Annotated in this window: 22 protein-coding genes; 9 read left to right on the top strand and 13 right to left on the bottom strand. The window is 68.2% G+C overall.

What is annotated here, in order from left to right; all coding sequences use genetic code 11:
- The first annotated feature begins 170 nt into the window (after positions 1 to 170).
- Positions 171 to 590: a hypothetical protein gene (locus tag ACFPOU_RS14590; RefSeq protein ID WP_379722461.1), complete on the top strand. Its 420-nt coding sequence runs from the start codon at positions 171 to 173 to the stop codon at positions 588 to 590.
- Positions 591 to 640: 50 nt separating this feature from the next.
- Here ACFPOU_RS14590 and ACFPOU_RS14585 read toward each other — a convergent pair whose 3' ends face one another.
- Together ACFPOU_RS14585 and ACFPOU_RS14580 are read right to left on the bottom strand one after the other, a co-directional pair.
- On the bottom strand, positions 641 to 2965 hold the full coding sequence (locus ACFPOU_RS14585) for a coiled-coil domain-containing protein (protein ID WP_379722459.1): 2325 nt from the start codon (positions 2963 to 2965) through the stop codon (positions 641 to 643).
- A gap of 132 nt (positions 2966 to 3097) precedes the next feature.
- Complete coding sequence (locus ACFPOU_RS14580; protein WP_379722457.1) at positions 3098 to 4108, bottom strand: serine/threonine protein kinase; 1011 nt, start codon at positions 4106 to 4108, stop codon at positions 3098 to 3100.
- A gap of 88 nt (positions 4109 to 4196) precedes the next feature.
- On the opposite strand from ACFPOU_RS14580, the gene ACFPOU_RS14575 reads away from it, so the two are divergent.
- From ACFPOU_RS14575 to ACFPOU_RS14565, 3 genes are all read left to right on the top strand, one after another.
- Positions 4197 to 4889, top strand: a complete 693-nt coding sequence (locus ACFPOU_RS14575) for a UPF0149 family protein (protein ID WP_379722455.1) — start codon at positions 4197 to 4199, stop codon at positions 4887 to 4889.
- A gap of 201 nt (positions 4890 to 5090) precedes the next feature.
- Positions 5091 to 7583: an ATP-binding protein gene (locus ACFPOU_RS14570; RefSeq protein WP_379722453.1), complete on the top strand. Its 2493-nt coding sequence runs from the start codon at positions 5091 to 5093 to the stop codon at positions 7581 to 7583.
- A 116-nt stretch (positions 7584 to 7699) separates the two neighbouring features.
- On the top strand, positions 7700 to 8650 hold the full coding sequence (locus tag ACFPOU_RS14565) for an MBL fold metallo-hydrolase (RefSeq protein WP_379722451.1): 951 nt from the start codon (positions 7700 to 7702) through the stop codon (positions 8648 to 8650).
- On the opposite strand, the gene ACFPOU_RS14560 is transcribed toward ACFPOU_RS14565, so the two are convergent.
- Together ACFPOU_RS14560 and orn are read right to left on the bottom strand one after the other, a co-directional pair.
- On the bottom strand, positions 8632 to 11142 hold the full coding sequence (locus ACFPOU_RS14560) for a hybrid sensor histidine kinase/response regulator (RefSeq protein ID WP_379722449.1): 2511 nt from the start codon (positions 11140 to 11142) through the stop codon (positions 8632 to 8634). The genes ACFPOU_RS14565 and ACFPOU_RS14560 overlap by 19 nt on opposite strands.
- A gap of 71 nt (positions 11143 to 11213) precedes the next feature.
- On the bottom strand, positions 11214 to 11810 hold the full coding sequence (gene orn / locus ACFPOU_RS14555) for an oligoribonuclease (RefSeq protein ID WP_379722447.1): 597 nt from the start codon (positions 11808 to 11810) through the stop codon (positions 11214 to 11216).
- 47 nt (positions 11811 to 11857) lie between these two features.
- On the opposite strand from orn, the gene ACFPOU_RS14550 reads away from it, so the two are divergent.
- From ACFPOU_RS14550 to rsgA, 3 genes are read left to right on the top strand one after another with little or no spacing between them, the layout of a single operon-like run.
- Positions 11858 to 13120 (top strand): M48 family metallopeptidase, encoded by a 1263-nt coding sequence (locus ACFPOU_RS14550; protein ID WP_379722445.1) that lies wholly within the window; start codon positions 11858 to 11860, stop codon positions 13118 to 13120.
- A complete protein-coding gene (locus ACFPOU_RS14545; RefSeq protein WP_379722443.1) occupies positions 13117 to 13449 on the top strand; it encodes a 4a-hydroxytetrahydrobiopterin dehydratase in 333 nt (110 codons plus the stop codon). Before ACFPOU_RS14550 ends, ACFPOU_RS14545 begins: the two co-directional genes overlap by 4 nt.
- Positions 13446 to 14357 carry a ribosome small subunit-dependent GTPase A gene (gene rsgA, locus ACFPOU_RS14540; protein WP_379722441.1) on the top strand — a complete coding sequence of 304 codons (912 nt, stop codon included), beginning with the start codon at positions 13446 to 13448 and terminating at the stop codon, positions 14355 to 14357. Before ACFPOU_RS14545 ends, rsgA begins: the two co-directional genes overlap by 4 nt.
- 12 nt (positions 14358 to 14369) lie before the next feature.
- Here the strand turns inward: rsgA and ACFPOU_RS14535 are convergent, their stop codons facing one another.
- A complete protein-coding gene (locus ACFPOU_RS14535; RefSeq protein ID WP_379722439.1) occupies positions 14370 to 17273 on the bottom strand; it encodes a hybrid sensor histidine kinase/response regulator in 2904 nt (967 codons plus the stop codon).
- 164 nt (positions 17274 to 17437) lie between these two features.
- Between ACFPOU_RS14535 and argF the strand changes: the two genes are divergently transcribed.
- Together argF and ACFPOU_RS14525 are read left to right on the top strand one after the other, a co-directional pair.
- Positions 17438 to 18361 (top strand): ornithine carbamoyltransferase, encoded by a 924-nt coding sequence (gene argF / locus ACFPOU_RS14530; protein ID WP_379722437.1) that lies wholly within the window; start codon positions 17438 to 17440, stop codon positions 18359 to 18361.
- Between the two features lie 95 nt (positions 18362 to 18456).
- Positions 18457 to 19689, top strand: coding sequence for an argininosuccinate synthase (locus ACFPOU_RS14525; RefSeq protein WP_379722435.1), 1233 nt, complete (start codon positions 18457 to 18459; stop codon positions 19687 to 19689).
- A 30-nt stretch (positions 19690 to 19719) separates the two neighbouring features.
- On the opposite strand, the gene ACFPOU_RS14520 is transcribed toward ACFPOU_RS14525, so the two are convergent.
- The 8 genes from ACFPOU_RS14520 to ACFPOU_RS14485 are packed head-to-tail and all read right to left on the bottom strand — an operon-like array spanning position 19720 to position 26527.
- A complete protein-coding gene (locus ACFPOU_RS14520) occupies positions 19720 to 20148 on the bottom strand; it encodes a hypothetical protein (RefSeq protein ID WP_379722433.1) in 429 nt (142 codons plus the stop codon).
- A 7-nt stretch (positions 20149 to 20155) separates the two neighbouring features.
- Positions 20156 to 20416 carry a hypothetical protein gene (locus tag ACFPOU_RS14515; RefSeq protein WP_379722431.1) on the bottom strand — a complete coding sequence of 87 codons (261 nt, stop codon included), beginning with the start codon at positions 20414 to 20416 and terminating at the stop codon, positions 20156 to 20158.
- A gap of 50 nt (positions 20417 to 20466) precedes the next feature.
- Complete coding sequence (locus ACFPOU_RS14510; protein WP_379722429.1) at positions 20467 to 22350, bottom strand: multicopper oxidase family protein; 1884 nt, start codon at positions 22348 to 22350, stop codon at positions 20467 to 20469.
- Between the two features lie 33 nt (positions 22351 to 22383).
- Positions 22384 to 22884, bottom strand: a complete 501-nt coding sequence (locus ACFPOU_RS14505; RefSeq protein ID WP_379722427.1) for an SCO family protein — start codon at positions 22882 to 22884, stop codon at positions 22384 to 22386.
- On the bottom strand, positions 22871 to 23167 hold the full coding sequence (locus ACFPOU_RS14500) for a hypothetical protein (RefSeq protein ID WP_379722425.1): 297 nt from the start codon (positions 23165 to 23167) through the stop codon (positions 22871 to 22873). Before ACFPOU_RS14500 ends, ACFPOU_RS14505 begins: the two co-directional genes overlap by 14 nt.
- Before the next feature lie 32 nt (positions 23168 to 23199).
- Entirely contained in the window at positions 23200 to 24537 is a 1338-nt protein-coding gene (locus tag ACFPOU_RS14495) for an HlyD family type I secretion periplasmic adaptor subunit (protein WP_379722423.1), read from the bottom strand.
- 10 nt (positions 24538 to 24547) lie between these two features.
- Positions 24548 to 26233 (bottom strand): type I secretion system permease/ATPase, encoded by a 1686-nt coding sequence (locus tag ACFPOU_RS14490; protein ID WP_379722421.1) that lies wholly within the window; start codon positions 26231 to 26233, stop codon positions 24548 to 24550.
- Positions 26234 to 26254: 21 nt separating this feature from the next.
- Entirely contained in the window at positions 26255 to 26527 is a 273-nt protein-coding gene (locus ACFPOU_RS14485) for a hypothetical protein (RefSeq protein WP_379722419.1), read from the bottom strand.
- Positions 26528 to 26552: the final 25 nt, after the last annotated feature.

Here is a 26552-nt window from a genome sequence, read left to right as displayed (position 1 = left end):
TCGCTGCCGTGACCGTGGCAACAATTATGTTATGGCTCCTATGAACTCAGTCAGACACACCCTAGCGGAGGCGGCGTTCGCCCTGCCATTTTGACAATCGCGCCGCGCGTGGCAGAATGAAGCCCTGCGCGCCGCCGAGCGCCCTTTCTTCTCACATTGAACCGGAAATCATGCCGACAGCCCAGCCGCAACGCACCATCGCCATCCTGCTCTCCGTCGCCGCCGCCCTGGTGGTGATCTTTGGACTCTATACCTGGTTTACGCTGACCTGGTCGTATTCCGAAGGCACGCGGGCCGGCTACCTGCAGAAATTCTCGAAAAAGGGTTGGCTGTGCAAGACCTGGGAAGGCGAGATCCTGCTCTCGAGCATGCCAGGCGCGATTCCCGAACGCTTCACCTTTACCGTGCGCGACGACAGCCTGGTACAAAAGCTGCAGTCGACCATGGGCCAGCGCGTCGAGATCGGCTACGAGCAGCACAAGGGCGTGCCGACCAGCTGCTTCGGCGAGACCGAGTATTTCGTGAAGGCCGTCAATACCGGGCCGCAGTCGCCGGTGTCGCCGAGCGAGGCGCCGAAGGTAGCGCGCTGAGGGTAGCGCGCTGATACCGGGAATTCCCTTCTTCCTGCTGGGACAGATACCTAGCCGCCGCTCCGTCTCTGGTTCATGATCACTTCGGCCAGGCGGGCCGCGGCCTGCTGCGCCGACGGCTGCTTCTTCAGCCTGCCCAGCACTTCGCGCGTGATGTTTTCCGAGGCCATGCGCTGGCGCACTTCGGCCTTGCGCTCGTTGATGACGTCCTCGGTGACCGACAGCTCGGCCGCCTGCTCTTCCAGGCGTTTCGTTTCCAGTTCCAGCAGTTCGCGCCGGGCGTTGGCCATCTGGTGCGTGGCGGCGGCCGTGCGGCGCTGCATGGCCGCGTGGGCCTGGGCGTGTTCGAGCAGCGCGCGCTGGGCGTCGCGTTTTTCCAGCGCCGCCTTGGCCGATGCCGCCTCGGCCAGTTCGTGTTCCAGCGCCAGGCGCGCCGCCTCCTCCTCGGCTTCCATGCGCACGCGGAAGGCCAGCGTCGCTTCCTGCTCCGATGCCAAACGCGCAGCCGCGGCGGCATTGCCGCGGGCATTGAATTCCAGCTGCTGACGCTGGGCCGCCAGTTGCGCTTCGGCCTGGGCCAGGGCCTCGCGCCCGGCATCGGCGGCCGCGCGTTCGGCTTCCAGCGCCGCTTCGGTGGCCACCAGGCGCGCCTGTTCGGTCGCGGCGCGTTCAGCCTGCAGGCGCGCCAGTTCGAGCGCGGCGGCCGCTTCGGCTTGCGCCGCCGCCGCAGCCGCGGCTTGCTGCGCGGCTTCCTCGCATATCTTGGCCGCCTCGATCCGCCTGGCGTCGAGCGTCGCCTGCCCGGCTTCGAGGGCGCGCCGTTCGGCTTCTCCCTGCTCGCGCAGCAAGGCCGCCTGCGCCGCTTCGGCAGCGGCGCGCGCGCCGGCCGCCTCGGTCAAGGCACGTTCGGCCTGCAGGCGTTCTTCGATCCGGACCAGGGCCGCGCTTTCGGCTTCCACGCGCTCGCGCTCGGCGGCGGCCAGCGCTTCGGCGTCGCGCGCGCGCCCTTCGGCCAGCTGCGCGGCTTGCCGTTCCAGATCCAGCGCTTCGGCGGCCAGCGCCAGCTCGGCCGCTTGCGCCGCGTTACTGCGCTCGCGGGCGTCGGCCGCCGCCTGGGCCAGGGCCGCGCGTTCCTCGGCCAGGGCGCGCTCGCGCGCCTGTTCGCGGGCCTCGGCGTCGGCGGCCAGCGCGGCCAGGCGGTCGGCCTCGGCGCGCTCGCGCGCGTGCGCGCAGGCGGCCGCTTCGGCCTGCAGGCGCAGTTCCACCTGTTGTCCCGCTTCGTGTTCGGCTTCGGCGCGCACCAGGGCGAGCTCGCGCAGCTTGCGGTCGGCGTCGATGCGCGCCTCGGTGGCGACGGCGATGCGCGCTTCGGCTTCGCGCCGCGCTTCGGCGGTGGCGGCGGCGGTCTGCTCGAGGCGTTCGCGATGGATCGCGGCGTCGCGCAATTCCTTTTCCAGCTGCAGGCGCGCGCGCAGGGTGTCGGCGGCGATCCTGGTGGAATCGGCTTGCGACTGGGCGATCGATTCGCGCTCGTGTTCGACGTGGGCCAGGGCGCGCGCTTCTTCCAGCGCACGTGCTTCGGCCACGGCGCGCGCAAAGGCCGAGGCCAGCGCCACCTGGTCGGCGCGCTCGCGCTGCAGGGCCAGTTCCAGCGCTTCGGCTTCGACCTGCGCCAGCTTTTCGGCGGTCTGGCGGGCGGCTTTCTCGGCCCGCTCGCGCTCGCGCGCCAGCACGGCGACCCGGGCGTCGGCACTGGCGCTGTGCAACACTTCCTCGCGCGCGGCCTGCACCGCGGCGACGCGCTCGGCCGCCTGGCGCCGGGCTTCCTCGGTCTCCAGGAGCAAATCCTCGGCGGCGCGCGCGGCTTCCCTGGCCATCGCCGCCTCGGCTTGCATCTGCTCGGCGGCGCGGCGGCGCGCCTCGTCGGCCGCGCGCGAACGCGCTTCGACCGCGAGGCGGCCTTCGGTGTCGGCCTGCACGCGCGCGCGCAGCTCGGCCGTTTCGAGACGCATCGCTTCCAGGCGCTCGGCCGAGGCCTGGGCGGCGGCGCGCAGGGTTTCCAGACGGTCACGGTTGAGCTCGATAACTTCTTCCGATGCCTGGGCGTTGGCCAGGGCGGCCGCGGCAGCGGCGGCGTCGAGGGCCGCGCGTTCCTCGGCCAGCGCGCGGGCGCGCGCCTCGGCGTGGGCGCGGCTTTCGGCGGCGACGTTGGCCTTGGCCTCGGCTTCCACGCGGGCGATCGCTTCCTTGATCGCGGCCTTCTCCAGCGGGCCGCGCTCCGGCGCCGGCGCGCTCGCCGGCACGTGCTGGACCTTCGGGGCCGGCATGTCGATCGTGAAGTCGGTGTCGTCGTGTGGAGCTGGGGTGTGTTCCATGAGGTTTCTCGTTGTGCCGGCGCCAGAGCGGCGTCAGGCCATTATCGACGAAACCGGCCGATCATGGCATTTGGAACTGCGCGATGAAATCCTCGCAATTCCGCGCTTAGACCCGCGCCTGGACCCGCGCGCTCAGGCCGGCCACAAGGGCGGCTCGTCCATCAGCGCGACCTGCTCGCGCAGTTCGAGAATGCGGTCTTGCCAATAGCGTTGCGTATTAAACCAGGGGAACGCCGCCGGGAAGGCCGGATCGTCCCAGCGCATCGCCAGCCAGCCCGAATAATGGATCAGGCGCAGCGTGCGCAGGGCTTCGACCAGGTGGAGCTGGCGCGGGTCGAAGTCGCAGAAGTCCTCGTAACCGGCCAGCACGTCGGCCATCTGGCGCACCATGTCGTGACGCTCGCCCGAGAGCAGCATCCACAGGTCCTGCACCGCGGGCCCCATGCGGCTGTCGTCGAAGTCGACGAAATGCGGGCCGTCGCCGGTCCAGAGCACGTTGCCTCCATGGCAGTCGCCGTGCAGGCGCAGCAGCGGCACGCTGCCCGCGCGGTCGTAGCAGCGCGCCACCCCGCCAAGCGCCTGTTCGACCACGCTGGCATAGGTGGCGCGCAGTTCGGGCGGAATGAAATCGTGCCTGACGAGATAATCGAAGGGTTCGCGCCCGAAGGTATGCGGGTTCAGTTCGGGGCGCAGCGCGTAGGGCTCGATGGCGCCGACGGCATGGATGCGGCCGATGAAGCGTCCCATCCATTCCAGGGTCGCGGAGTCGCCCAGTTCCGGCGCCCGTCCGCCGCGGCGCGGAAAGACGGCGAAGCGGAAGCCTTCGAATTCGTGCAGGGTGCGGCCGCCGATCTCCATGGCCGGCACCACCGGGATTTCGCGCTCGACCAGTTCGGCGACGAAGGCGTGTTCCTCCAGGATGGCGGCATCGCTCCAGCGCGCCGGCCGGTAAAACTTGACGACCACCGGCTCGCCCTCGTCGCGGCCGACCTGGTAGACCCGGTTTTCATAGCTGTTCAGGGCCAGCAGGCGCCCGTCGCCATGCAGGCCGACGCTGTCGACGGCGTCGAGTACGCGGCTCGGGTCGAGCCTGGAAAACGGATGCGCGGCGGATTGCTCCGCTGAAATAGACTCTTTATCCATGCCCCCATTGTACGGCGCGGCGCGTTATTCCGTGCGCTCCTTACCCCTACCGGTTAAACTGCGACATTCACAGTAACAAGAGCCCCACATGCAACTCGAACAGCCCCTCAGCGAAAAAGAATTCGACGAACTCGACCAGTTCCTCCTCTCCGAGCGCAGCCCGGAAGACGCGATGACGATGGATACCCTGCATGGCTACCTGACCGCGATCGCGATCGGCCCGGAAACCATCATGCCGGCCGAATGGCTGCCGCGCGTCTGGGGCCAGGAAGACGGCGCCGCGCCGAAGTGGAAGAACGCCAGGGAGGAGGAGCGCATCCTGAACCTGATCATGCGCTTCATGAACGAAGTGCTGATCACCTTCGAAGTCGCGCCCAAGGAGTTCGAACCGCTGTACTGCGAGCACGTGCACGACGGCCAGACCCTGATCGACGGCGAAGCCTGGTGCTGGGGCTTCTGGGAAGGCATGGAACTGCGCCCGGGTTCATGGGAGCCGATCTGGACATCGGAAGTCGCGCAACTGATGCGTCCCCTGTACCTGCTCGGCGCCGACGAGATCGAGGAAGCCGAACTGCCGCTGGTCGAAGATCCGGTCAAGGCGCACGGGCTGGCCCTGGAAATCGAAGCGAACCTGCCGGCGATCTACCGCTACTGGCTACCGCTGCGCAAGGCCGCGGTCGAAACCGTGCGCCACGAGACGCCGAAGGTCGGACGCAACGACGATTGCCCGTGCGGCAGCGGGAAAAAGTTCAAGAAGTGCTGCGGGGCCGACGCGGCGTAACATCATCAGCCCGGGTCCTCCCGGGTTCCCCCCCGCGCCGCCGGCCGGCGCGTAGCGCGTTCCCAGAGCGCTATCGCGCAGCGCTGCCATTGCGCAGTCAGCGATTTCTCCACCTTCCATCGTCATTCATGCCGAGCACATACAAAACGGTCTGAACAGCGCGTATCATTCCTGCACCCTTTGCACTTTTGATCAGATTGCATGCCGATGAATGCGCCCTTCCCTGCCCGCACCGAACGCGAGCGCCTTGCGGTGCTGGACGCCTACGGCATTCTCGACACGCCGCCCGAGCGCGCCTTCGACGACATCGTCACCCTGGTCGGCCAGTTGCTCGAGGCCCCGATCGTCGCCGTCAACCTGCTGGCCGAAAGCCGCCAGTGGTTCAAGTCGGAAATCGGACTGGGCATGCGCGAGATGCCGCTCGACGATTCGATCTGCAAGTTCGTCCTGCACGAGTCCGACCGGATGATCGTGCCCGACACCCGGCTCGATGCCCGCTTCGCCGCCAATCCCCTGGTCACGGGCGCGCCCGGCCTGCGTTTCTATGCGGGCGAACTCCTGACGACGCCCGAGGGCGTGGCGCTCGGCACCTTGTGCGTGCTCGACCTCGAACCGCGTCCGCAAGGCTTGAGCCCACAGCAGCAACTGGTGCTGACGACCATGGCGCGCCAGGTGATGAGCCTGATCGAGCTGCACAAGGCCGTCCGGCTGCAGCACGCGCTGCTGCAGCAGCAGCGGGCCGTCGAGGGACAATTGCGGCGCGAGCGCGACCGCTGCCAGCGCCTGTTCGACGGCATGGGCGAAGGTTTTATTCTGCTCGACGAACGCTTTCACGTACAGCAGATCAATGCCGGCGCCTTGCAGCTCGAGGACCGGCCGGCCGAGGACATCCTGGGACGCTGCCAATGGGAAGTCTGGCCCGGTACTGAGCAACTGGAAGTCGGCCGCCAGTACAAGCGCGCGATGGCCGAGCGCATCGCGGTCGACTTCGAGCAGCACTACGTGTTCCCCGACGGCCGCACCTGCTGGACCGAAATCCGGGTCACCCCGATCGATGATGGCCTGGCAGTTTTCTACCGCGACATCACCGAGCGCAAGAAGGCCGAGCAGGCCCTGCGCGACAGCCAGCAGCAAGCCATCGACATCGCCGGCCAGGCCGAGCGCGAGCGCCAGCGCGTCGATGCCCTGCTTCAGGTCGTCCCGGCGGGCATCATCGTGGCCGACGCCGGCGGCGCGCTGGTGCACGTGAATGCCGAGAACCGGCGCATCTGGGGCAGTCATCCGATGTCGACCGACGTCGACGCCTATGTGGAATGGAAAGGCTGGTGGGCCGACGGCTCCGACAAGCATGGCCGGCGCCTGGCGATCGAGGAATGGGCGATGGCGCGCGCGCTGGCGGGCGAAGCGGCGCCGCGCCAGGTGATCGAGATCGAATCCTTCGATGTCCCCGGCGCGCGCCGCATCATGCTCAACTCGGGCGCGCCAATCCGCAACGACGCCGGAGAAATCACCGGCGCCGTGGTGGCGCAGATGGACATCACCGACCGCGTGAAAGCCGAGGACGCGCTGCGCCAGGCCGACCAGAAGAAGGACGAATTCCTCGCCATGCTGGCGCACGAATTGCGCAATCCGCTCGCGCCGATCACCTCGGCCGCGGCGATCCTGTCGGGCCATGCGGTCGACGCGGCCACCGTGCGCCGCACCAGCGCCATCATCGCGCGCCAGGCAAAACACATGACCGGCCTGATCGACGACCTGCTCGACGTCTCGCGCGTCACGCGCGGCCGGGTCGACCTGGCCATTACCGAACTCGATATCAAGGACGTGATCGCCGACGCCGTCGAACAGGTGCGTCCGCTGGTCGAGAAGCACCAGCACCGGCTGCTGGTGCGACTCGGTCCGCGCCCCGCCATCGTGCTGGGCGACCGCAAGCGCCTGGTGCAGGTGACGACCAATTTGCTGAGCAATGCGGCGAAATACACGCCCAACGGCGGCACCATCGACGTGTGGCTGGAAGTGGAAGCGGCGTCCCTCGTGATCACGGTGCGCGACAACGGCATCGGCATGACCGAAGAACTGATCGCCGACGCCTTCGAGCTGTTCTCGCAGGGCAAGCGCGGCCTGGACCGCAGCCAGGGCGGCCTGGGCATCGGCCTGGCGCTGGTGAAAAGCCTGCTGCACCTGCACGGCGGCACGGTCGACGTGCGCAGCGACGGTGCCGACCGCGGCACCAGCTTCCGGGTTCGCCTGCCGGTCCTGGCGCCCGATGCGCAAGCGGCCGTCGCGAACGCGCCGCCGGCCGCCGGCGCGGCCGCGCCGCGGCTGCGCATCGGCATCGTCGACGACAACGAAGACGCGGCGGCGACGCTATCGATGTTCCTGCAGGCCTTCGACCATGAAGTGAGCACAGCGCATTCGGCGCGGCACGCCTTGCAGCACTTGCCCGCCTTCGCTCCCGACGTCTGCCTGCTCGACATCGGCCTGCCGGGGATGAACGGCTTCGAACTGGCCCGCGCCCTGCGCGCGGCGCCGGCAACCCGGGAGGCGGTGCTGATCGCCATCACCGGCTATGCCCAGGAAAGCGACCGCGAGCAAGCACGCGGCGCCGGGTTCGACGAACTGTTCGCCAAGCCGGTGGACCTGGCCGCGCTCAATGCGCTGCTGACGCAGGTGGCGCAGGACCGGCCGCGCTGACTGGTCTCGGCCGCAGGTCGCGCTCACGCCGCTGCGGCTCATGCACGCCATTTCCCTGGTTCATGTACGATAGTCAACCCTGTCTGGTTGACCATCTCATTTATTACGGAGCCTTCATGAAACACATCGCACTGCGCCTTCTGACCGCCGCCTGCGCCGCCTTCGTCGCCGCGCCCTCGCTTGCCGCCGCGCCGATGGCGAAAACGGCGGCGCCCGGCTATTCCCGCGTGATGCTGGGCGAGTTCGAAATCACGCCGCTGTCCGACGGGACGGTCGACCTCCCGGTCGACAAGCTGCTCCAGCAAAAAGCCGACAAGACCACTGCCACGCTGGCCAGGGCCCGCCTGAAGGCGCCGCTCGAGACCTCCGACAACGCCTTCCTGGTCAACACCGGCAGCAAGCTGATCCTGATCGACGCCGGCGCCGGCACCTTCTTCGGGCCGACCCTCGGCAAGCTGCTGGCCAACATGAAGGCGGCCGGCTACAGCCCGGAACAGGTCGACGAGGTCTACCTGACCCACATGCACAGCGACCACCTGGGCGGCCTGGTGGCGCAATCGAAGCCGGCCTTCCCGAACGCGGTCGTGCGCGCCGCGAAGCTGGAAGCCGACCACTGGCTGAGCCAGGCGAACATGGACAAGGCGCCCGAAGACGGCAAGGGCAGCTTCAAGAACGCGATGGCCGCGCTCGACCCGTATATCAAGGCAGGCAGGTTCAAGACCTTCGAGGGCGACGTGGAAGTCTCGCCGGGCATCCGTGCCCAGGGCGGACACGGCCACACGCCGGGCCACACCACCTATGTCGTGCAGAGCGGCGGCCGGAAGCTGGTCGTGATCGGCGACCTGATCCACGTGGCGGCGGTGCAGTTCGAGAACCCGGCGGTGACGATCGGCTTCGACGGCGACCAGAAGGCGGCCGCCGCGGCGCGCAAGAAGCTGTTCGATGCGGTGGCCAGGGATGGCTCGCTGGTCGGCGGCGCCCACCTGCAGTTCCCCGGCATGGGCTACCTGCGCAGCGAGGGCAAGGGCTATCGCTGGATTCCGGTCAACTACACCCGGATGCCTTGATCGGAAGCGGTGCCGCCGGCGCCCGGCGCCGGCTGGATCGTCGCCAGCACGGCGGCCACGCCGTCGATGTCGGCCGGCTTGACCAGGTGATGTGAAAAGCCGGCCTCGATCGCGATCCTGCGGTCGTGTTCCTGGCCGTAGCCCGACACGGCGATGAGCACGCTGTGCGCCGTTTCCGGCTGGGCGCGCAGACGCCGTGCCAGCTCGATGCCGTCGATGTCGGGCAGGCCGATGTCGAGCAGGCAGGCGTCGGGACGGGCGCTGCGCGACAGTTCCAGCGCGCGCAGCGATTCGTGTTCGATGAAGACGTCGTGGCCGGCCGCCTCCAGCAGCATCGCCAGGGTGGTCGCGGCGTCGACATTGTCGTCCACCACCAGCAGCGTCAATGGCCGCGCGCCGGCGCCGGCCGGCGCCGGCGTTCCCGGTACGGGCGCGGCGGGCAGCGCCGCCTGCGCCAGCGGCAGCGTCACGGCGAAGGTGCTGCCCTGCCCCAGGCCGGGACTGCTGCAGCTGACCGTCCCGCCGTGGAGTTCGACCAGGTGGCGCACCAGCGCCAGTCCCAGGCCCAGACCGCCCTGCGAACGGTCCGAGCTGCGCTTGGCCTGGGCGAAGAGGTCGAACGCGCGTTCGGTCAGCTCGCGCTCCATGCCGATGCCTTCGTCGCGCACGGCCAGCACCAGCTTGCCGTCCACGGCGCTGGCCTTGACCTCGATAGCGCGCTCCTCCGGCGTATACTTGACGGCATTGCCGAGCAGGTTGGCCGTCACCTGCACCAGGCGCGCGCGGTCGCCGTCGACCACCAGCGGCACGCCCGGCAGATGCAGTGCCAGGCGCTGGCGGCGCGCCATCAGCTGCGGCCGCACCTGCTCGACGGCTTCGTCCACGATCGCGCGCACGTCGTGCGGCATGTGTTCGAGTTCGATCAGGCCGCGCGTGACGCGCGAGACGTCCAGCAAATCGTCCACCAGGCGCGTCATGTGGCGCACCTGGCGCCCGATGATGGCGCTGCTCTGGCGCACCCGGGTTTCGCTCTGCGCACCCATGTCGAGCAGCATGGCCGCCGCGCTGATCGGCGCCAGCGGGTTGCGCAGCTCGTGGGCCAGCATGGCGAGGAACTCGTCCTTGCGCTGGTCGGCCATTTTCATGCCCTCCTCGGCGCGCTTGCGGTCGGTGATCTCGCGGAAGAACACGGCGATGCCGCCGTCCTGGGTGGGAAAGGCGCGCAGCTCGTTCCAGCCGCCGCGCCCGTCGATCTGCGGCACCCGGTATTCGACGGCGCCCGCCTCGCGCGCACCCATCGCGCGGCGCAGCATGTCGCCCGCTTCGGTGGCGTCCAGTTCCGGGAACAGGTCGAAGTGCTTGCGCCCGATGACTTCATCGGCGCGCATGCGGCAGATGCGCAGGCCTTCGGCGTTCATGGCGGTGATGGTCCAGTCCGCGGCCATCAGCGAAAACCCCTCGACCATGGTGTCGAAGATGTAGCGGCTGCGGTCGCGTTCGGCGCGCAGCGCGGCCTGGGCCCGCGCCGTTTCCAGCGCGGCCCAGGTGCGTTCGGCGGTGTCGCGCGTAAAGCGCGCATCGTCCTCGGTCCAGTGGTAAGGCGCGCTGCGGTGCAGGCTGAGGATGGCGACCAGGCGCCGGTCGCGCACCAGCGGCACCGTGATGGACGCGCCGATCCGTTCGAGGCGGGAGCGTTCGCGGAACCCCTCGGTGATGGGGTCGGTCGCGGCGTCGTTGATGAACAGCGTCTCGTCGCGGCGCAGCAACTCGATGAGTTCGGGACCGAACTCGTCGATCGCGAAGCTCTGGCGCGACAGCGCGGCCATGCCGTCGACGGTCCACTGGCTTGCCGTGACGAAGGTACCGGCCTCGTCGTCCACCTCGCAGTACAGCGCGCGCGACAAGCCCAGCTCCGCGCCCAGCAGGGCGCTGGCGGTGGCCAGCACTTCCTCGGGCGAGCCCAGGGGACGCAAGGCGTCCGACAGCTTCAGCGCGAGCGCGGCGCGCCGTTCGGCCTGGACCCGCCCGGTCGTTTCCATCACGGTGCAGTACATGCCGGCGACCTTGCCTTCGCCGTCGTGCAGCGGCGAATACGAAAACGTGAAATAGCCCTGTTCCGGGAAACCCTGGCGCAGCACGGTCAGCGGCAGGTCTTCGTAGAAGGCGGACTTGTTCGACAGCGCGCGGTCGATGATCGGCACGATATCGGGCCAGATCTCGGCCCACACCTGCTGGAAGGGCTGGGCCAGCGCGTCCGGGTGCTTGGCACCGAGGATGACGGCGTAGGCGTCGTTGTACAGGAAACGCAGGTCCGGCCCCCAGGCGACGAACATCGGGAAGGCGGAGTTGAGCGACATGCCGACCGCGGTCGCCAGCTCCGGCGGCCAGGCGTCGGGATGGCCGAGCGGGCAAGCGCTCCAGTCGTGCGCGGCATACAGCGCGCGCACGCCGGTCAGGGGGTGAGTGGAGTCGTTGGCGAGAAGTCCGGGCATGCGGCGATTGTCCCACAGCAGGGCAATGACCAGCGCTTCAACTGCCTCGGCACACTGCCCTGTTATCCAATTTACAACTTGATGAAGTGTTCGCGGTAGTACTTGAGTTCCTCGACCGACTCGATGATGTCGGCCAGGGCCGTATGCTTCTGGTGCTTCTTGAAACCGGATGCCAGTTCCGGCTTCCAGCGGCGGCACAATTCCTTCAGCGTCGACACGTCCAGGTTGCGATAATGGAAGAAGGCTTCCAGTTTCGGCATGCCGCGCGCCATGAAGCGGCGGTCCTGGCAGATGGTGTTGCCGCACATCGGCGACTTGTTGGCCGGAACGAAATTTTTCAGGAAGCCGATCAGCGCCACTTCGGCGTCCGCCTCGGTGACGGTCGAGGCCCGCACGCGGTCGATCAGGCCCGACTTGCCGTGGGTGCCCTTGTTCCAGTTGTCCATCTTGTCGAGCGTCTCGTCGGACTGGTGGATGGCGAACACGGGCCCCTCGGCCAGCACGTTCAGGTGCATGTCGGTGACGACGACGGCGATCTCGATGATGCGATCGTTGTCCGGATCGAGCCCGGTCATCTCCATGTCGACCCAGACCAGGTTCATGTCGTTCGGGCGCTGGGCCGTGCCCGCGGGGGCCGCCGCTGCGGCGCAAGTGGTGGGGTGTGACATAATTCTCTCTTTGCCTAATCAATCCTGCATTTTCTCACAGGCACAGAATGTCTTCACTTGCGTTTTCGGTTTTGTTCGTTGTTTTCTTCCTGCTCACGCTGGGCCTGCGCTTCTGGCTTGCCAACCGCCAGATCCGCCACGTGCTGCGCCATCGGGACCGGGTGCCCGCCGAATTTTCGCACAAGGTCTCGCTCGCGACGCACCGGAAAGCGGCCGACTATACGGTCGCGAAAACCCGCTTCGGCATCGCTTGCCTGCTCTGGGGCGGCCTGACCCTGGTCGGTTTCACCCTGCTCGGCGGGCTGCAGGCGCTGTCGAGCGCGCTGCTCGGGCTGGCCGGCCCCGGCATGATTTACCAGCTGCTGCTGGTCGCCGCGTTCGCCGTGCTCGCCGGCGCACTCGATCTGCCGTTCGACTACTACCGCCAGTTCGTGCTGGAGCAGCGCTTCGGTTTCAACAAGATGAGCGTCAGGCTGTGGGGGCTGGACGCGCTCAAGGGCCTGCTGATCGGCGCCGCGCTCGGCCTGCCGCTGCTGTGGGTGGTGTTGCAGCTGATGGAGTCGACCGGTTCGCTATGGTGGTTCTGGACCTGGCTGGTGTGGAGCGCGTTCCAGCTGCTGATGATGGTGCTGTATCCGAGCGTGATCGCGCCGCTGTTCAACAAGTTCACGCCGCTGGCCGACGAGGGCCTGCAACGCCGCATCGAGGGCCTCATGACCCGAGTGGGCTTCGCGTCGAAAGGGTTGTTCGTGATGGACGGCAGCCGCCGCAGCGCGCACGGCAACGCCTACTTCTCGGGCTTCGGCGCGGCCAAGCGCATCGTCTTTTTCGACACCCTCATCGAGCGCCTGGCGCCGCACGAGATCGAGGCCGTGCTGGCGCACGAACTCGGGCACTTCAAGCTGCGCCACATCGTCAAGCGCATCGCCGTCATGTTCGCCGTGTCGCTGGCCTTCCTGGCCCTGCTCGGCTACCTGAAGGAGCAAAGCTGGTTCTATACGGGCCTGGGCGTCACGCCGCTGCTGGGCGCGCCGAACGACGCGATGGCCCTGCTGCTGTTCATGCTGGTACTGCCGATGTTCACGTTCTTCCTCGCGCCCTTGAATGCGATCACCTCGCGCAAGCACGAGTTCGAGGCCGACGCCTTCGCGGCCAAGCATAGCGACGCGAACCACCTGGTCTCGGCCCTGGTGAAAATGTACGAGGACAATGCCTCGACGCTGACGCCCGATCCGCTGCATTCGGCCTTCTACGACTCGCACCCGCCGGCCTCGGTGCGCATCGCCCACCTGAACGGAGCAGCCGCATGAGCCTGCGCGAACGCCACTGCACGCACGGGGCGGCGGCCCTCGATCCCGCCGAACTGGCGCCCTTGCTGGCCCAGGTGCCGCAGTGGCGGCTGGAAGAGAAACACATCGCGCGTTGCTACGCATTCAAGGACTACCACGAGACCATCGAGTTCGTCAACGCGCTGGCCTGGATGATCCACGCGGAGAACCACCATCCCGAGCTGACCGTGCGCTACCGCCACTGCGTCGTCACCTACACCACCCATTCGGCGGGCCACGCGGTCTCGCTGAACGACATCATCTGCGCTGCGAAAGCCGACGCAATCTACGAAGAACGGACAAGCGCATGAGTTCACCGACCGCCCTCTCGGGCACCATCATCGCGGCGCACGGGCGCCATTACCTGGCGGACGTGAACGGCGAAAAATTCCAGTGCGTCACCCGCGGCAAGAAGACCAACGTGGCCGTCGGCGACGTGGTGCACCTGGTGCAAACCTCGAACGACCAGGCCGTGATCGAACGCATCGCCGAGCGCACCACCCTCTTGTACCGCTCGGACCAGTACAAGTCGAAACTGCTGGCGGCGAACATCTCGCGCCTGTTCATCGTGATCGCCACCGAACCGGGCTTCGCCGACGACCTGGTCTCGCGCTCGCTGGTGGCGGCCGAAGCGGCCGGCATCGAGGCCCACCTGATCCTCAACAAGACCGACGTCGGCGACCTGCTGCCGCGCGCGCGCGAACGGGCCGGCGTCTACGCCGCGCTCGGCTATCCGGTGCACGAAGTGTCGGCGCGCGCCGATCCCGGGCATGCGCTGGCGGTGCTGCAGCCCTTGCTGGCCGGCCAGTCGTCGATCTTCATCGGCCAGTCCGGCATGGGCAAGTCCTCGCTGATCAACCTGCTGGTGCCGGACGCCGACATCGCCGTGCGCGAGATCTCGGCCGCGCTCGATACCGGCAAGCACACGACCACCTTCACCCGCCTGTATTGGTTACCCGGCGGGCCGCCGGACGGCGGCGCGATCATCGATTCGCCGGGCTTCCAGGAATTCGGCCTGTACCACCTTTCCGAAGGCATGCTGGAACGCGCCTTCGTCGAGTTCAAGCCATATCTCGGCGGCTGCAAGTACTACAACTGCCGCCACCTGGCCGAGCCGCAATGCGCGGTGCTCGCCGCCTTGGCCGAAGGCAAGATCGCGCGCCACCGGCACGCGCTCTACGGACAGCTGCTGCACGAGTCGGCGCAGACGCTGTATTGAGCGGCGCAGGCCTCAGCCGGCAGGGCGCAGCATCGCGTCGAGCTGGTCGATGCTGAAGGGCTTGAGCAGGAACTTGTCGGTCGCGCGCGCGTTCGCGAACTGCGCGTGCCCGCTCGAGAAAATCGTTTCGATGCCCGGATAACGCAGCCGTACCTGGTCCACCAGCTCGATGCCGGACATGCCGGGCAGCGTGATGTCGGTCATCAGGACGTCGGCCGGTTCGCACGCCAGCATCTCGAGCGCCAGTTCGGCGCTGGCGGCGCAGCGCGCCTGATGGCCGAGCAGCGACAGCAGCTCGGCCGTGAGCTCGCGCGCATCGTCGTTGTCTTCCACCAGCAGCACGCGCCGGCCCGGCGCGCCGGCGGCGCCGGCCGGCCGCGGCGTGGCCGCGAACGAGGGCGCCGGCGGCCCCGATTCGGCCGCGCCGCCCGCGATCGTGCCGCGCTCGCGCACGTCGAGCAGACCGCGCAGGCGCAGCGCCAGCTCCTCGCGCCGGTACGGCTTGCCGATCAGCTCCACCTCCGTCCCCAGTTGTTCGCGCCCGAACGCGCCTTGGGTATAACCCGACGTGAACAGCACCGCGAGGCCGGGCACGAGCGCGCGCGCCGTCGCCGCCAGTTGCGGGCCGTGCATGGCGCCCGGCATCACCACGTCGGAAAACAGCAGGTCGATGGCGGCGCCGCCGCCGATCAGCGCCAGCGCCTGCGCGGCGTCGCCGGCCAGCAGCACGGTGTAGCCCAGGCCGCGCAGCATGTCGCCGACCGTGGCCTGCAGCGCCGTGTTGTCCTCGACCACCAGGATCGTTTCGGTGCCGCCCACCACCGGGCCGGGCGCGGCGGGCCGCGGCGTGTCGAGCGCCTGCGTCGTGCGCGGCAGGTAGAGGCGGAAGGAGGCGCCGCGCCCGGGGGTGCTGTCGAGCACGATACCGCCGCCGCTCTGGCGCAGGAAGCCGTAGGCCATGCTCAGGCCCAGGCCCGTGCCCTCGCCTTCGCGCTTGGTGGTGAAGAAGGGTTCGAAAATCTTCTCGGCGAGCGCCGGCGGGATGCCCGGGCCGTCGTCGGACACGGCGATGACGACATAATCGCCATCCTCCAGGCCGGGCACGCTATGCCCGCCGGCGCCGCCCAGCACGGCATTGCCGATCTCGATCGCCAGCGTGCCGCGTCCGTCCATGGCGTCGCGTGCATTGATGGCCAGGTTGAGCAGGACGTTTTCGAGCGGATAAGGATCGACCAGCGTGCGCCATAGGCCGGTGGCCGCGTGTATGCGCAACGCGACCGCTTCGCCCGTGGCCTGGCGCAGCAGTTCGTCCATCCCGGCGATGAGCTGGCCGATATCGACCACGCGCGGGCGCAGCGGCTGGCGCCGGGCGAAGGCGAGCAACTGCGCCGACAGGCGCCCGCCGCGCTCGACCGCAGCGGCGGCCGCGTCGATCCGATGGCGCGCCGGTTCGTCGTGCGGCAAGGCGAGCTGCAACAACTGCAGGTTGCCCGCGATGATCTGCAGGACGTTGTTGAAGTCGTGCGCCACGCCGCCGGTGAGCTGGCCGACCGCTTCCATCTTCTGGCTCTGGCGCAGCTCCTGCTCGATCTTTAGCAATTGCTCGGATCGCTGCGCCACCCGATCTTCGAGGTGGGCCGTGATCGCCTGCAGCGCCAGGTCGGCCCGGCGCCGCTCGGTGACGTCGGCCACCACGCCCGCCATGCGCAGCGCCTGCCCCGCTTCGTCGCGGTAGACCTTGCCCGTCACCGCGATCCAGCGCTCGCCGGCGCCGTGATCGATCCGCACTTCGTAGTGGAGTTCGCCGTCGCGCAGGGCGCGCGCATGGGCGGCGCGCATCAGCGGCCGGTCAGCCGGCGCCACGTGGCGTTCGGCCGCCGCCGTGTCCCAGGCCGCCTGCGGCGCGGCATAGCCGAACAGCGCGTCGTGCCGTTCGGAGCGCCGCGCTATCCCGGAGCGCAGGTCGATCGCCCAGGTGCCCATGGCCGCGGCATCGAGCGCGATCTGCAGGTGCTCCTGGCTGGCGCGAAATTCACGCGTGACCCGGATGCGCTCGGTGACGTCGTAGCCGCCGACGAAAATGCCGGTGATGGCGCCGTGCTCGTCGCGCATCGGGTGGTACAGCAGGTCGATGAAACGCTCCTCGCGCTCGCCGCGCAGCCGGATCGGCGCGGCAAGGCTCGAAAACGGCTGGCCGGTGCCGTACACCTGGTCCAGCAATTCGAAGTAACCCTGCCCTGCCAGTTCGGGAAACACGGTGCGCAGCGGATTGCCCAGGAAGGCGCGTTCGCCCGAGATGGCGATGTAGGCATCGTTGACATACTCGTAGACGTGGCGGGGCCCGGACAGGATGGCCACGAAGCCCGGCATTTGCTGCAAGGCGTAGCGGTGGCGTTCCGATTCGACCTGGCGCGCGCGGTCGGCCTGCACCTGGCTCGTGATGTCGAATCCCTGGTTGAGCAGGCCCGCGATGCTGCCATCGTCACCAAGCAGGGGCGTCGCCGTGAAACGCCACCAGGTGGTCTCTTGCTTGCCGTTGCGCAGTACCTGCAGCTCGACGTTTTCCTGGATGAATCCCTCGCCGGTTTCCAGCGCACGCTGGAACGGCCGCGCGACCTGCTGCCAGGCCTGGCCCCAGACTTCGGCCACCGGGCGGCCCAGCGCACCCGGATGGCGGTCGGCCATCGATGCGATATAGGCATCGTTGTAGAGCATGCACAGGTCCGGCCCCCATAGCACGGTGCCAAGTACGGGCGAGTTCAGGCAGGCGAAGACGGCCGAGCGCAGCGAGTGCGGCCAGGTCGCGGGTGCGCCGAGCGGGGACCCTGCCCAGTCGAACGCACGCATGCGCTCGCCCATTTCGCCGCCGCCTCGCGGGAAAGCCGGAAAGGTAGTGCCGGAATGGAGTGTTGGCATGCGGAGGGTCCAGTGATCGCCTGTTGCAAAGATGTCTATTTTACTGTGTTTTCGGTAAATACATGCCTTGCCGCTCCTGCCGCGCCGGGCATTTTCCGCGACCTTCCCTAAGGTAAAGCAAAAGCCCTTATAATCAAGGGGATAATCTTTCTTCCCGAATCACTATGCCAGGCTCCAACGCGATCAAGCACTTCCTGCAGTTCTCCGACTTTTCGCTCGACGAATTCGAGTACGTGATCGAGCGCGCCAAGGTCATCAAGCGCAAGTTCAAGGCCTACGAGGTCTACCACCCGCTGGTCGACCGCACGCTGGTGATGGTGTTCGAGAAGAGTTCGACGCGCACGCGCCTGTCGTTCGAGGCCGGCATGCACCAGCTGGGCGGCGCGGCGATCTACCTGAACACGCGCGACAGCCAGCTGGGACGCGGCGAGCCGGTCGAGGACGCCGGCCAGGTGATGAGCCGCATGTGCGACATCATCATGGTGCGCACCTTTGGCCAGGACATCATCGAGCGCTTCGCGGCGAACTCGCGCGTGCCGGTGATCAACGGCCTGACCAACGAACACCACCCCTGCCAGGTGCTGGCCGACATCTTCACCTTCTACGAGCACCGCGGCCCGATCGCCGGCAAGACGGTGGCCTGGATCGGCGACGCCAACAACATGCTCTACTCCTGGCTGCAGGCGGCCGAAGTGTTCGGCTTCCACCTGAATATCTCGACGCCGAAGGGCTACGACCTGGATCCGGCGCTGGTGAACACGACGCGCTACACGCATTTCGCGGACCCGTCCGACGCCTGCGCGGGCGCGCACCTGATCAACACCGATGTCTGGACCAGCATGGGTTACGAGAAGGAAAACGCGGAGCGCCTGAAGGCCTTCGACGGCTTCATCGTCGACGGCGCCAAGATGGCGCGCGCCACGCCCGGCGCGCTGTTCATGCACTGCCTGCCGGCGCACCGCGGCGAGGAAGTCGCGGCCGAAGTCATCGACGGCCCGCAATCGGTGGTCTGGGACGAAGCCGAGAACCGCCTGCACGTGCAGAAGGCGCTGATCGAATACCTGCTGATCGGCAGGATCGAAAACTAAGCGAAGGCAATCAAAGAATTTTTTGCAGCACCTTTGTTTGATCGTCGGCCCTCCGGGGCCGGCTGACCATCTCACCCTCCCCACACTGGAACATCATGAGCGACATCAAAAAAGTAGTTCTCGCCTACTCGGGCGGCCTCGACACCTCCGTCATCCTGAAATGGCTGCAAGACAATTACGGCTGCGAGATCGTCACCTTCACCGCCGACCTCGGCCAGGGCGAAGAACTCGAGCCGGCACGCGCCAAGGCGATCAAGTTCGGCATCAAGCCGGAAAACATCTACATCGACGACGTGCGCGAGGAATTCACGCGCGATTTCGTGTTCCCGATGTTCCGCGCGAACACCGTCTACGAAGGCGAATACCTGCTCGGCACCTCGATCGCGCGTCCCCTGATCGCCAAGCGCCTGATCGAGATCGCCAACGAGACCGGCGCCGACGCCGTCTCGCACGGCGCGACCGGCAAGGGCAACGACCAGGTGCGTTTCGAGCTGGGCGCCTATGCGCTCAAGCCGGACGTCAAGATCATTGCGCCATGGCGCGAGTGGGACCTGCTGTCGCGCGAAAAGCTGCTCGCCTACGCGGAAGAAGCGGGCATCGCGGTCGACATGAAGCACAAGAACGGCGGCGCGCCCTACTCGATGGACGCCAACCTGCTCCACATTTCCTTCGAAGGCCGCCACCTGGAAAACCCGAGCGCCGAAGCCGAGGAATCGATGTGGCGCTGGACCGTGAGCCCGGAAGCGGCGCCGGACCAGGCCGAGTACCTCGACATCGAATACGAGCGCGGCGACATCGTCGCCCTGAACGGCAAGCGCATGACGCCGGCCCAGGTGCTGACCGAACTGAACCGCCTGGGCGGCAAGCACGGCATCGGCCGCCTCGACCTGGTCGAGAACCGCTATGTCGGCATGAAGTCGCGCGGCTGCTACGAGACGCCGGGCGGCACCATCATGCTGCGCGCGCACCGCGCGATCGAATCGATCACGCTCGACCGCGAAGTGGCGCACCTCAAGGACGACCTGATGCCGCGCTACGCCTCCCTGATTTATAACGGCTACTGGTGGGCGCCGGAACGCGTGGCGCTGCAGACGCTGATCGACCACACCCAGGCCACGGTCAACGGCTGGGTGCGCGTGAAGCTCTACAAGGGCAACGTGATCGTCGTCTCGCGCGACTCGAAGACCGATTCGCTGTTCGACATGAACATCGCCACCTTCGATGAAGACGGCGGCGCGTACAACCAGGCCGATGCCGGCGGCTTCATCAAGCTCAACGCGCTGCGCATGCGGATCGCGGCGAAGGCACGCGCCAAGCGCGGGCAGTAGGCTGCGCGCGGCGCTGCCGCCAGACCCATGTCAAATCCCGCTGCACAGCCCCAGCCGGAGCCGCACCAGCGCGACCTGCGCGCTGGTGCAGTCGGCGACGGTCCAGGCGCCTCCCGTCGCGTAGGCGTCCATGTAGCGCCGCAGGTCGGCCGGGCTGCCGATCGCCGGCTGCAGCGTCAGCGAATACAGGTAGGACGAGCTCGTTCCCGCGCCTGACAGCGTGCGCGGCGGCGGCAGGCACAGGCTGCTGCTGCCGGCGTACTGCAGGTTCAGCACAGCCAGCCGGCCCGACATGGCGTCGTCGCAGAAGTAGACATCGCGGCCCGCATGGGTTTGCAGCAGGATCTTGGGCAGACGCGCCGCCATGGCACGTGGGTCCCGCAGCGGCAGGGCCCGGACAACCGGGGCGAGCACCTGTGCGGCGGCGGCAAAGGCCAGGAACGATCTGCGTGTATGCATGTGCTCGTTACCCCTCGATCCTGGTGGCCGGCAGCCCGGAACAAGGCGCCGGCGCGCAGCCTGGCAGGACGGCGGCGTGCGCCGGCGCGGCCGCGCCGCGCGCCGGCTGGGCGACATAGGCCGCCTCCGGCGGCGCCAGCGCGCTCAGTTCGAAATGCGCCTGCGCCGCCAGCGCGCAGGCCCCAGCCATGCCCATCGCCACCCGCAGCCAGCGCCGCGCCGCGCTGTCGGGCCTGGCGTCGTCTAGCTCCGCATGAGTCTGTTCCATCGCATGCTCCCGTACCGGTTTGGAAACGGCAACCCAGGTCGGCCCCGGATTCAGGGCACGACGTCGAAGCGCACCATCATGTGGTGGTCTTCGTGGATCGTGTTATGGCAGTGCATCAGGTACTTGCCGGGAAAATCCTCGAAGCAGATCAGGATCCTGACCACCTCGCCCGGGCGCAGCTCGAACACGTCCTTGCGACCGCGCTCGTGGGGCGGCGGCTTCAGGCCGTTGCGCGTCAGGATGCGCGCTTCCTCGAAGTGGATGTGCACCGGATGGCTCCAGCTGCCCTTGCCCCTGAGCTCCCACACTTCGTCGACGCCGAGCTTGATGGTCGCCGCCGGCTTGGTCACGTCGAACAGCCTGCCGTTGACGGTCCACAGGTCGTTCTCGCGGTCGAAGTCCCACCTGCGCACCCGGGTATTGGCCGGCACCACCGGCGCGCGCAGCGGACGCAAGACGTCGGGCACACGGCTGAGGTCTTCCTCGGCCGGGTCGGCATCGACGTCGAAGCGCAGGATCCGGGTGCCGGGCGTGAGCAGGCGCCCGGTCGGACCGCGTCCGTCGAGGTGCTCGAGCCGGTTCACCAGGTAGACCTTGCTGCCGAGCGGAAACTTTGAAAAGTCGATGACGATGTCGCCGCGCTCGGCCGCGGCCAGGCGCAAGCGGTCGGTCAGCAGTGGCGCCGTGAGCAGGTTGCCGTCATTGGCGATATGGTGAAACTTCTGGTAGACGCCCTCATGCACCAGGTAGAACTGGTAGAAGCGCAGCGAGGACCCGTTCAGGGCGCGGAAACGGTACTTGCGGCGCTCGACCGAAAAATAGGGCTGGATCTTGCCGTTGACGCAGAACTTGTCGCCGACGATGCCTTCCGGATCGAACTGGTTGAAGTACAGATAGCCGCCGGAATCGAAGGTCTTGTCCTGGAACAGGAGCGGGATGTCGTACTTGCCGATACCGCTCGGCAGGCATAGCGCGCCCGGACGCTCGTCGCGCTCGTTGCCGGTGTCGAGGTTGTCGAACACGAGGTAGAAGCCGGCCAGGCCCTTGTAGACGTTCGGGCCGGTGAATTCCATGCGGTGGTCGTGGTACCACAGCGTGCCGAGCGCGCCTTCCGGGTCGCCGTCGCTGTCGGGGAAATCGGCGCTGTTGGAGAGCTTGTTCGGATAGTGGTGATCCTTGAACTTGCCGGCGCGGGTCAGGGTGGGCCCGTACTTGGTGCGGCTGTAGTAGTCGCCCGGAAAGCCGTCGCTCTCGGACGGCGTATGGGCGTTGTGCACGTGCGTCGAGATCTCGGGCGAGCCGAAGCCGGTCGCGTTCTCCGGCAGGTCGTTGTCGATGCGCACCAGGATCGGCTCGCCGTACGAGGCCACGAAAGTCGGCCCCGGCAGCAGGCCATCGTAGCCCCAGATGTCCTGCTCGGGCAGGTGCGGGTGGAAGGAATGCTTCGCCTGGCGCACGCGCAGTTCGTAGAACTTGCGCGGCGGGTAGCGGTCCCAGGCCTGGTGCGGCAGGCGCCCTGCCTCGTCCTCATGGGCATACTTGCCCGGCTCGGGACTGAGACTGCTTTTCGGCTGCTTCACTTGCGGGATCGGGAGCGCCACCATGAAGGGCGGCGTGGCCGGCGCGGTGCCGACCCGGCTGAGCATGAAGTCGTTGCGCACGCTGGCGGTGCCGGTGACGGCGCCCGTCGGGGCGACGCTCGTCGTGCCAGTCGTGCCAGTCGCGGCCGTCGTCGTGCCGGCCGCCGGCTGCGTCGCCGGCAGCGCGCTGTCGACGCCGGCCGCGCCGGCGGCGCCGGTGTCGCGGCCCGTCAGTACCGCGGCGCCGGCGGCCGCCAGGCCGGCCGCCGCCAGGCCTGAGCCTACCAGCCGGCGCCGCGTGACCCCGGCGTTGACTGCATCCTGTGCTTGCTTCTGGTTGTCGGAAGTGTCCATGACAGTGCTCCTCGGGATATCGGTCCGGTGCTGCTAGATGTAGCTGGCGATCGAGTTGACGATCTGGTCCGGGGCCGCCAGCGCCGGAACCATCGACCAGCGATCGCGTCCGGCATGGCCGATGCGCAGCATGCCGGTGTGCTGTTTCAGGTCGCTGTCGGCGAGGGCGTCGAGCGAGTAGAAGCCGAGCCGCAGGCGCAGCAGCTCGACATGGTCGGGCTCCCCGGTGAGGAAGGTCCAGCCGGGCTTGACGCCGAACTTGGCCATGTAGCGGCGCAGGTCGAGCGGCTTGTCGATCGCCGGCTGCAGCGTCAGCGAGTACATGAAGACGTCCCTGCCCACCCTTGGTCCCAGCAGTTCCTGGACGCGCAGCAGGTTGGCCGTGCCGGGCGGGCACAGGTTGGTGCAGTTCGCGTACATCATGTTGACCACCACCAGGCGGTCCCGGACCAGGTCGTCCTGGAAGCGTACATGCCGGCCCTCGTGGGTCAGCAGCGCCACATTGGGCACGCCCCGGCCTTCAACGGCCGGCAAGGGCGTCGGGCTGCGCGAGCCGGCATCCCGCAGTACCGGATAGAGTAATGGTGCAGCGGCCGCCGCCGCCAGAAACGTCCTGCGCGATTTCATGGTCTTCTCCCTCGTAGTTGATAAACGCTGCCCGATGTTGCGTACTCGCCTGGGCGGCGGCGGCGCGCGCGTCTTCCCCGCGCGCCGCCGGGTCCTCGTGCAGGACGATCACCAGCAGCGCGACGGCGCCCAGGCCGGCCGTGACGGCCGCGTGCCGCCTGGTCGGATCGTGCCCCCGGGACTGTTTCATCGCACCTCCGCCATGGCGCCCATCGGTGTCGCCTACAGCTGGCGCCCCGCCTTGCGAATGGTCGACATCACCGGCTCGACCAGGTATTCCAGCGGCGTCTGGGAGGCGCCGTCGATGTACACCTCGGCCGACATGCCGGCCTGCAGCTTGACTTCGTGGCGCGCCCCGAGCGCCTTTTCGTCGGCCGCCACCAGCACGCTGAAATACGCCTGGCCGGTGGCCTTGTCGACCAGCCGGTCGGCCGAGATATAGGCCACCTCGCCCTCGACCATCGGCACGCTGCGGTATTTAAGGGCCGTGAACTTGATGCGCGCCTTCTGCTTGAGCTGGACGTGGTTGATCTCTTCGGGACGGATGTGCGCCTCGAGCATCAGGCGCGCGTCGGACGGCACGATCTCGGCGATCGAGTCGCCCGGACGCAGCACCGCGCCGGGCGAGGTGAACTTCAGGTCGATGATCTCGCCGGCGGCCGGCGCCACCACCACCTGGCGGCTGGCCGCGTCGTCGGTCTTGCGCATCTCCTGGTCGATATCGGTCAGGCGCGCCACGCTGGCCTTGACCTCGTCGCTGGCGGTCTGCACATAGGCGTTCTGGAGCGCGCGGATGCGCAGGTCGATATCCGCGATGCGCCCGCCGGCGCGCGCCAGCTCGGAGCGGCGCTCGTCGGCCTTGGCGGCGTAGTCGGCCACCGCCGCCTCGATCTGGGACAGCTTGGCGCTCGAGATGAACTGGTCGCGCTGCAGGCCGCGGTTGAGTTCCAGGTCCTGGCGCTGCAGGGCCAGCGAGCGCTCGATGTTGGCGATCTGGGCGCGCAGGGCAAGCGCCTCGCTGCCGACCTGGTCGCGCTGGGCGCGCATCAGCGCCACTTCGCTCTCGAGCGAGGTGCGGCGGCTGGCGAACAGGTTCGCTTCCTTGGCCAGGGCCTGCTCCAGGCGTGGATCGCGCCTGGCCGCCTCGACCAGGTCGTCTGGAAAGTGCAGCACCGGCGCGCGCCGCTGCTCGCTTTCCAGGCGCGCCAGGCCCGCGCGCTCGACCACGGCGCGGTAGGCGAGGCGGTTGCGGTCGGCGTCGACGCCGACGTCGCCCAGCATCAGGACCGGCTCGCCGGCGCGCACGCGCTGGCCGTCGCGCACCAGCACATGGCGTACGATGCCGCCTTCGAGGTGCTGGATCGGGCGCCGGTTCAGGTCGACCTTCACATAGGCCGGGGCGACCACCGCCATCGACAGCGGCGCGGTGCAGATCCAGGCCGCCAGCGGCACCAGCGCGATCAGGACGATGCGCAGGCCCAGGCGCCCCAGGCGCCGGCCCTGCTCTTCGCTGGCGCTCAAACCCGGTTCGATGTGCACGAATTCGATTGTGGATTCCATGGTCTTCTCCTCAAGCCACGCTGGCGGTATCGACGGCCGCCTGCGCCTGGCGCTGCATTTCCTTCATGACATCGGAGGCGGCGCCGTAGCGCTTCACGCGGCCCGCTTCCAGCACCAGGATCTTGGTGACGTGGGCGACCAGCGAGGGCCGGTGGGTGATGATCACGGTGGTCACGCCCTCGGCGCGCAAGCCGCTCACGGCCTGGGCCAGCGCCACTTCGCCGGCGCCGTCGAGGTTCGAGTTGGGTTCGTCCAGCACCACCAGGCGCGGATTGCCATACAGGGCGCGCGCCAGGGCGATGCGCTGGCGCTGGCCGGGCGACAGGCGCAGGCCGCCCTCGCCCACCTGGGTGTCGTAGCCGCTGGCGAATTCCACGATCATCTCGTGCGCGTTGGCGCGTTTCGCGGCGCGGATGACACGCTCGGAGTCGACCGCGTCGAGGCGCGCGATGTTGTCGGCCACGCTACCCTCGAACAGCTCGACGTCCTGCGGCACGTAGCCGATCCACTGTCCAAGCCCGTCGCGGCGCCAGGCGGCGACGTCGCTGCCATCGAGGCGCACGCTGCCGCTGCTGGGCGCCCACACCCCGATCAGAAGGCGCGCCAGGGTCGACTTGCCGGCGGCGCTGGCGCCGATCACGGCCAGCGATTCGCCCGGTTCGAGCTGCAGGGCCAGGTTGTAGAGCACCGGTTTGCCGCTGTTCGGCGCGCGGTAAGAGAGGCCCTCGACGCGCAGCCGTCCTTCGGGACAGGGCAGCTCGAGCTGCTCGCCGGGCCGGGAGCCGTCGCCCAGGAAGGCATTCAGACGGGCATGGGCGGCGCGTCCGTCGGCCAGCGCGCGCCAGCTGCCGACCAGCTGCTCGACCGGCTGCAGGGCGCGCCCCAGCAGCACGGTGGTGGCGATCATGATGCCGGCCGAAGCCTCCTGGCTGATCACCAGCCAGGCGCCGAGCGCCAGCATCAGGATCTGGATCGCCTGGCGCAGGAAGCGCGTGAGCGCGGTGAAGACGACGCTGGTGCGGGCCGCGCTGGCCTGGGCGCCGGCCACCTCGTCCTGCAAGGCGCGCCAGCGGCCCAGCAGCTTGCCGGTCATGCCGAGCGCCTGCAGCACTTCGGCATTGCGCAGCGAGCTTTCGACGTATTTCGAGGCGCGCCTGCCATCCCGCTGCAGGCCTTCGATGGCGGCGCGGCTGATGCGGTGATTGAGCCAGGCCAGCGCCAGCATCAGCGCCACCGAGGCCAGCGCGCCCAGGCCCAGCAGTGGGTGGAAGCCCCAGATCAGGGCCAGGAACAGCGGCGCCCATGGGGCGTCGAACAGCGCGCCCAGCGCGTTCGAGGACAGCATCGCCTTCAACTGGGCCAGGTCGCGCATGCCGTCGCCGATGCCCGCCTGCGGGCTGCGCGCGGCGCGTTCGACCAGGGTCTCGACCAGGGGCCGCGCCAGGCGCTCGTCGACGATCGTGGCCAGCACGCCTTGCAGGCTGTGGCGCACGTAATCGAGCAGCAGGAGTATCGTCATCGCCACCGCGGTGCCCGCCAGCAGCACGACCAGGGTCTCCTGGCTGCTGGTGGTCAGCACGCGGTCGAACACCTGCAGCATGAACAGCGCCGGTACCAGGTACAGGAGGTTGACGCAAAAGGAAAACAGCGCAATGTACCAAAGCAGGGGCCGCAGCTCTCGCCAAATCGTTTTCATGGGGATCTCCTTGCAGCCTTGCTAGGTCGGGGCGGTGGCCTTGCGCGCAACGAAAGGACGCTGGCGCCAGGGACGCGCGGAGTGGGCGAGCATGGGACCGGTGCGCGCGCACGCGGGAGGCGCATGGCAGGCGCGCGCCGGACGCGGCCCGGGTGCAGCCGTGCCGGGGGCGCGCAGCGCCGGCGTGTAGCCGGCGGCGCCGACGAGGATCAGGTCGATACTGGCTGGATCGGTTTCGGCGAGCGCGGCATGCAGCCGTGCCGCGCCGGTGCGAAACTTTCTTGCATTCTGCATGATGTTTCCCCAGTTGGTTCTTTGT

It is taken from the genome of Massilia jejuensis (assembly GCF_042656795.1).
GTDB classification, from domain to species: Bacteria; Pseudomonadota; Gammaproteobacteria; order Burkholderiales; family Burkholderiaceae_D; genus Telluria; species Telluria jejuensis.
The sequence above is the reverse complement of the archived record's forward strand: the minus strand, read 5'-3'. Positions and strand labels throughout refer to the sequence as shown.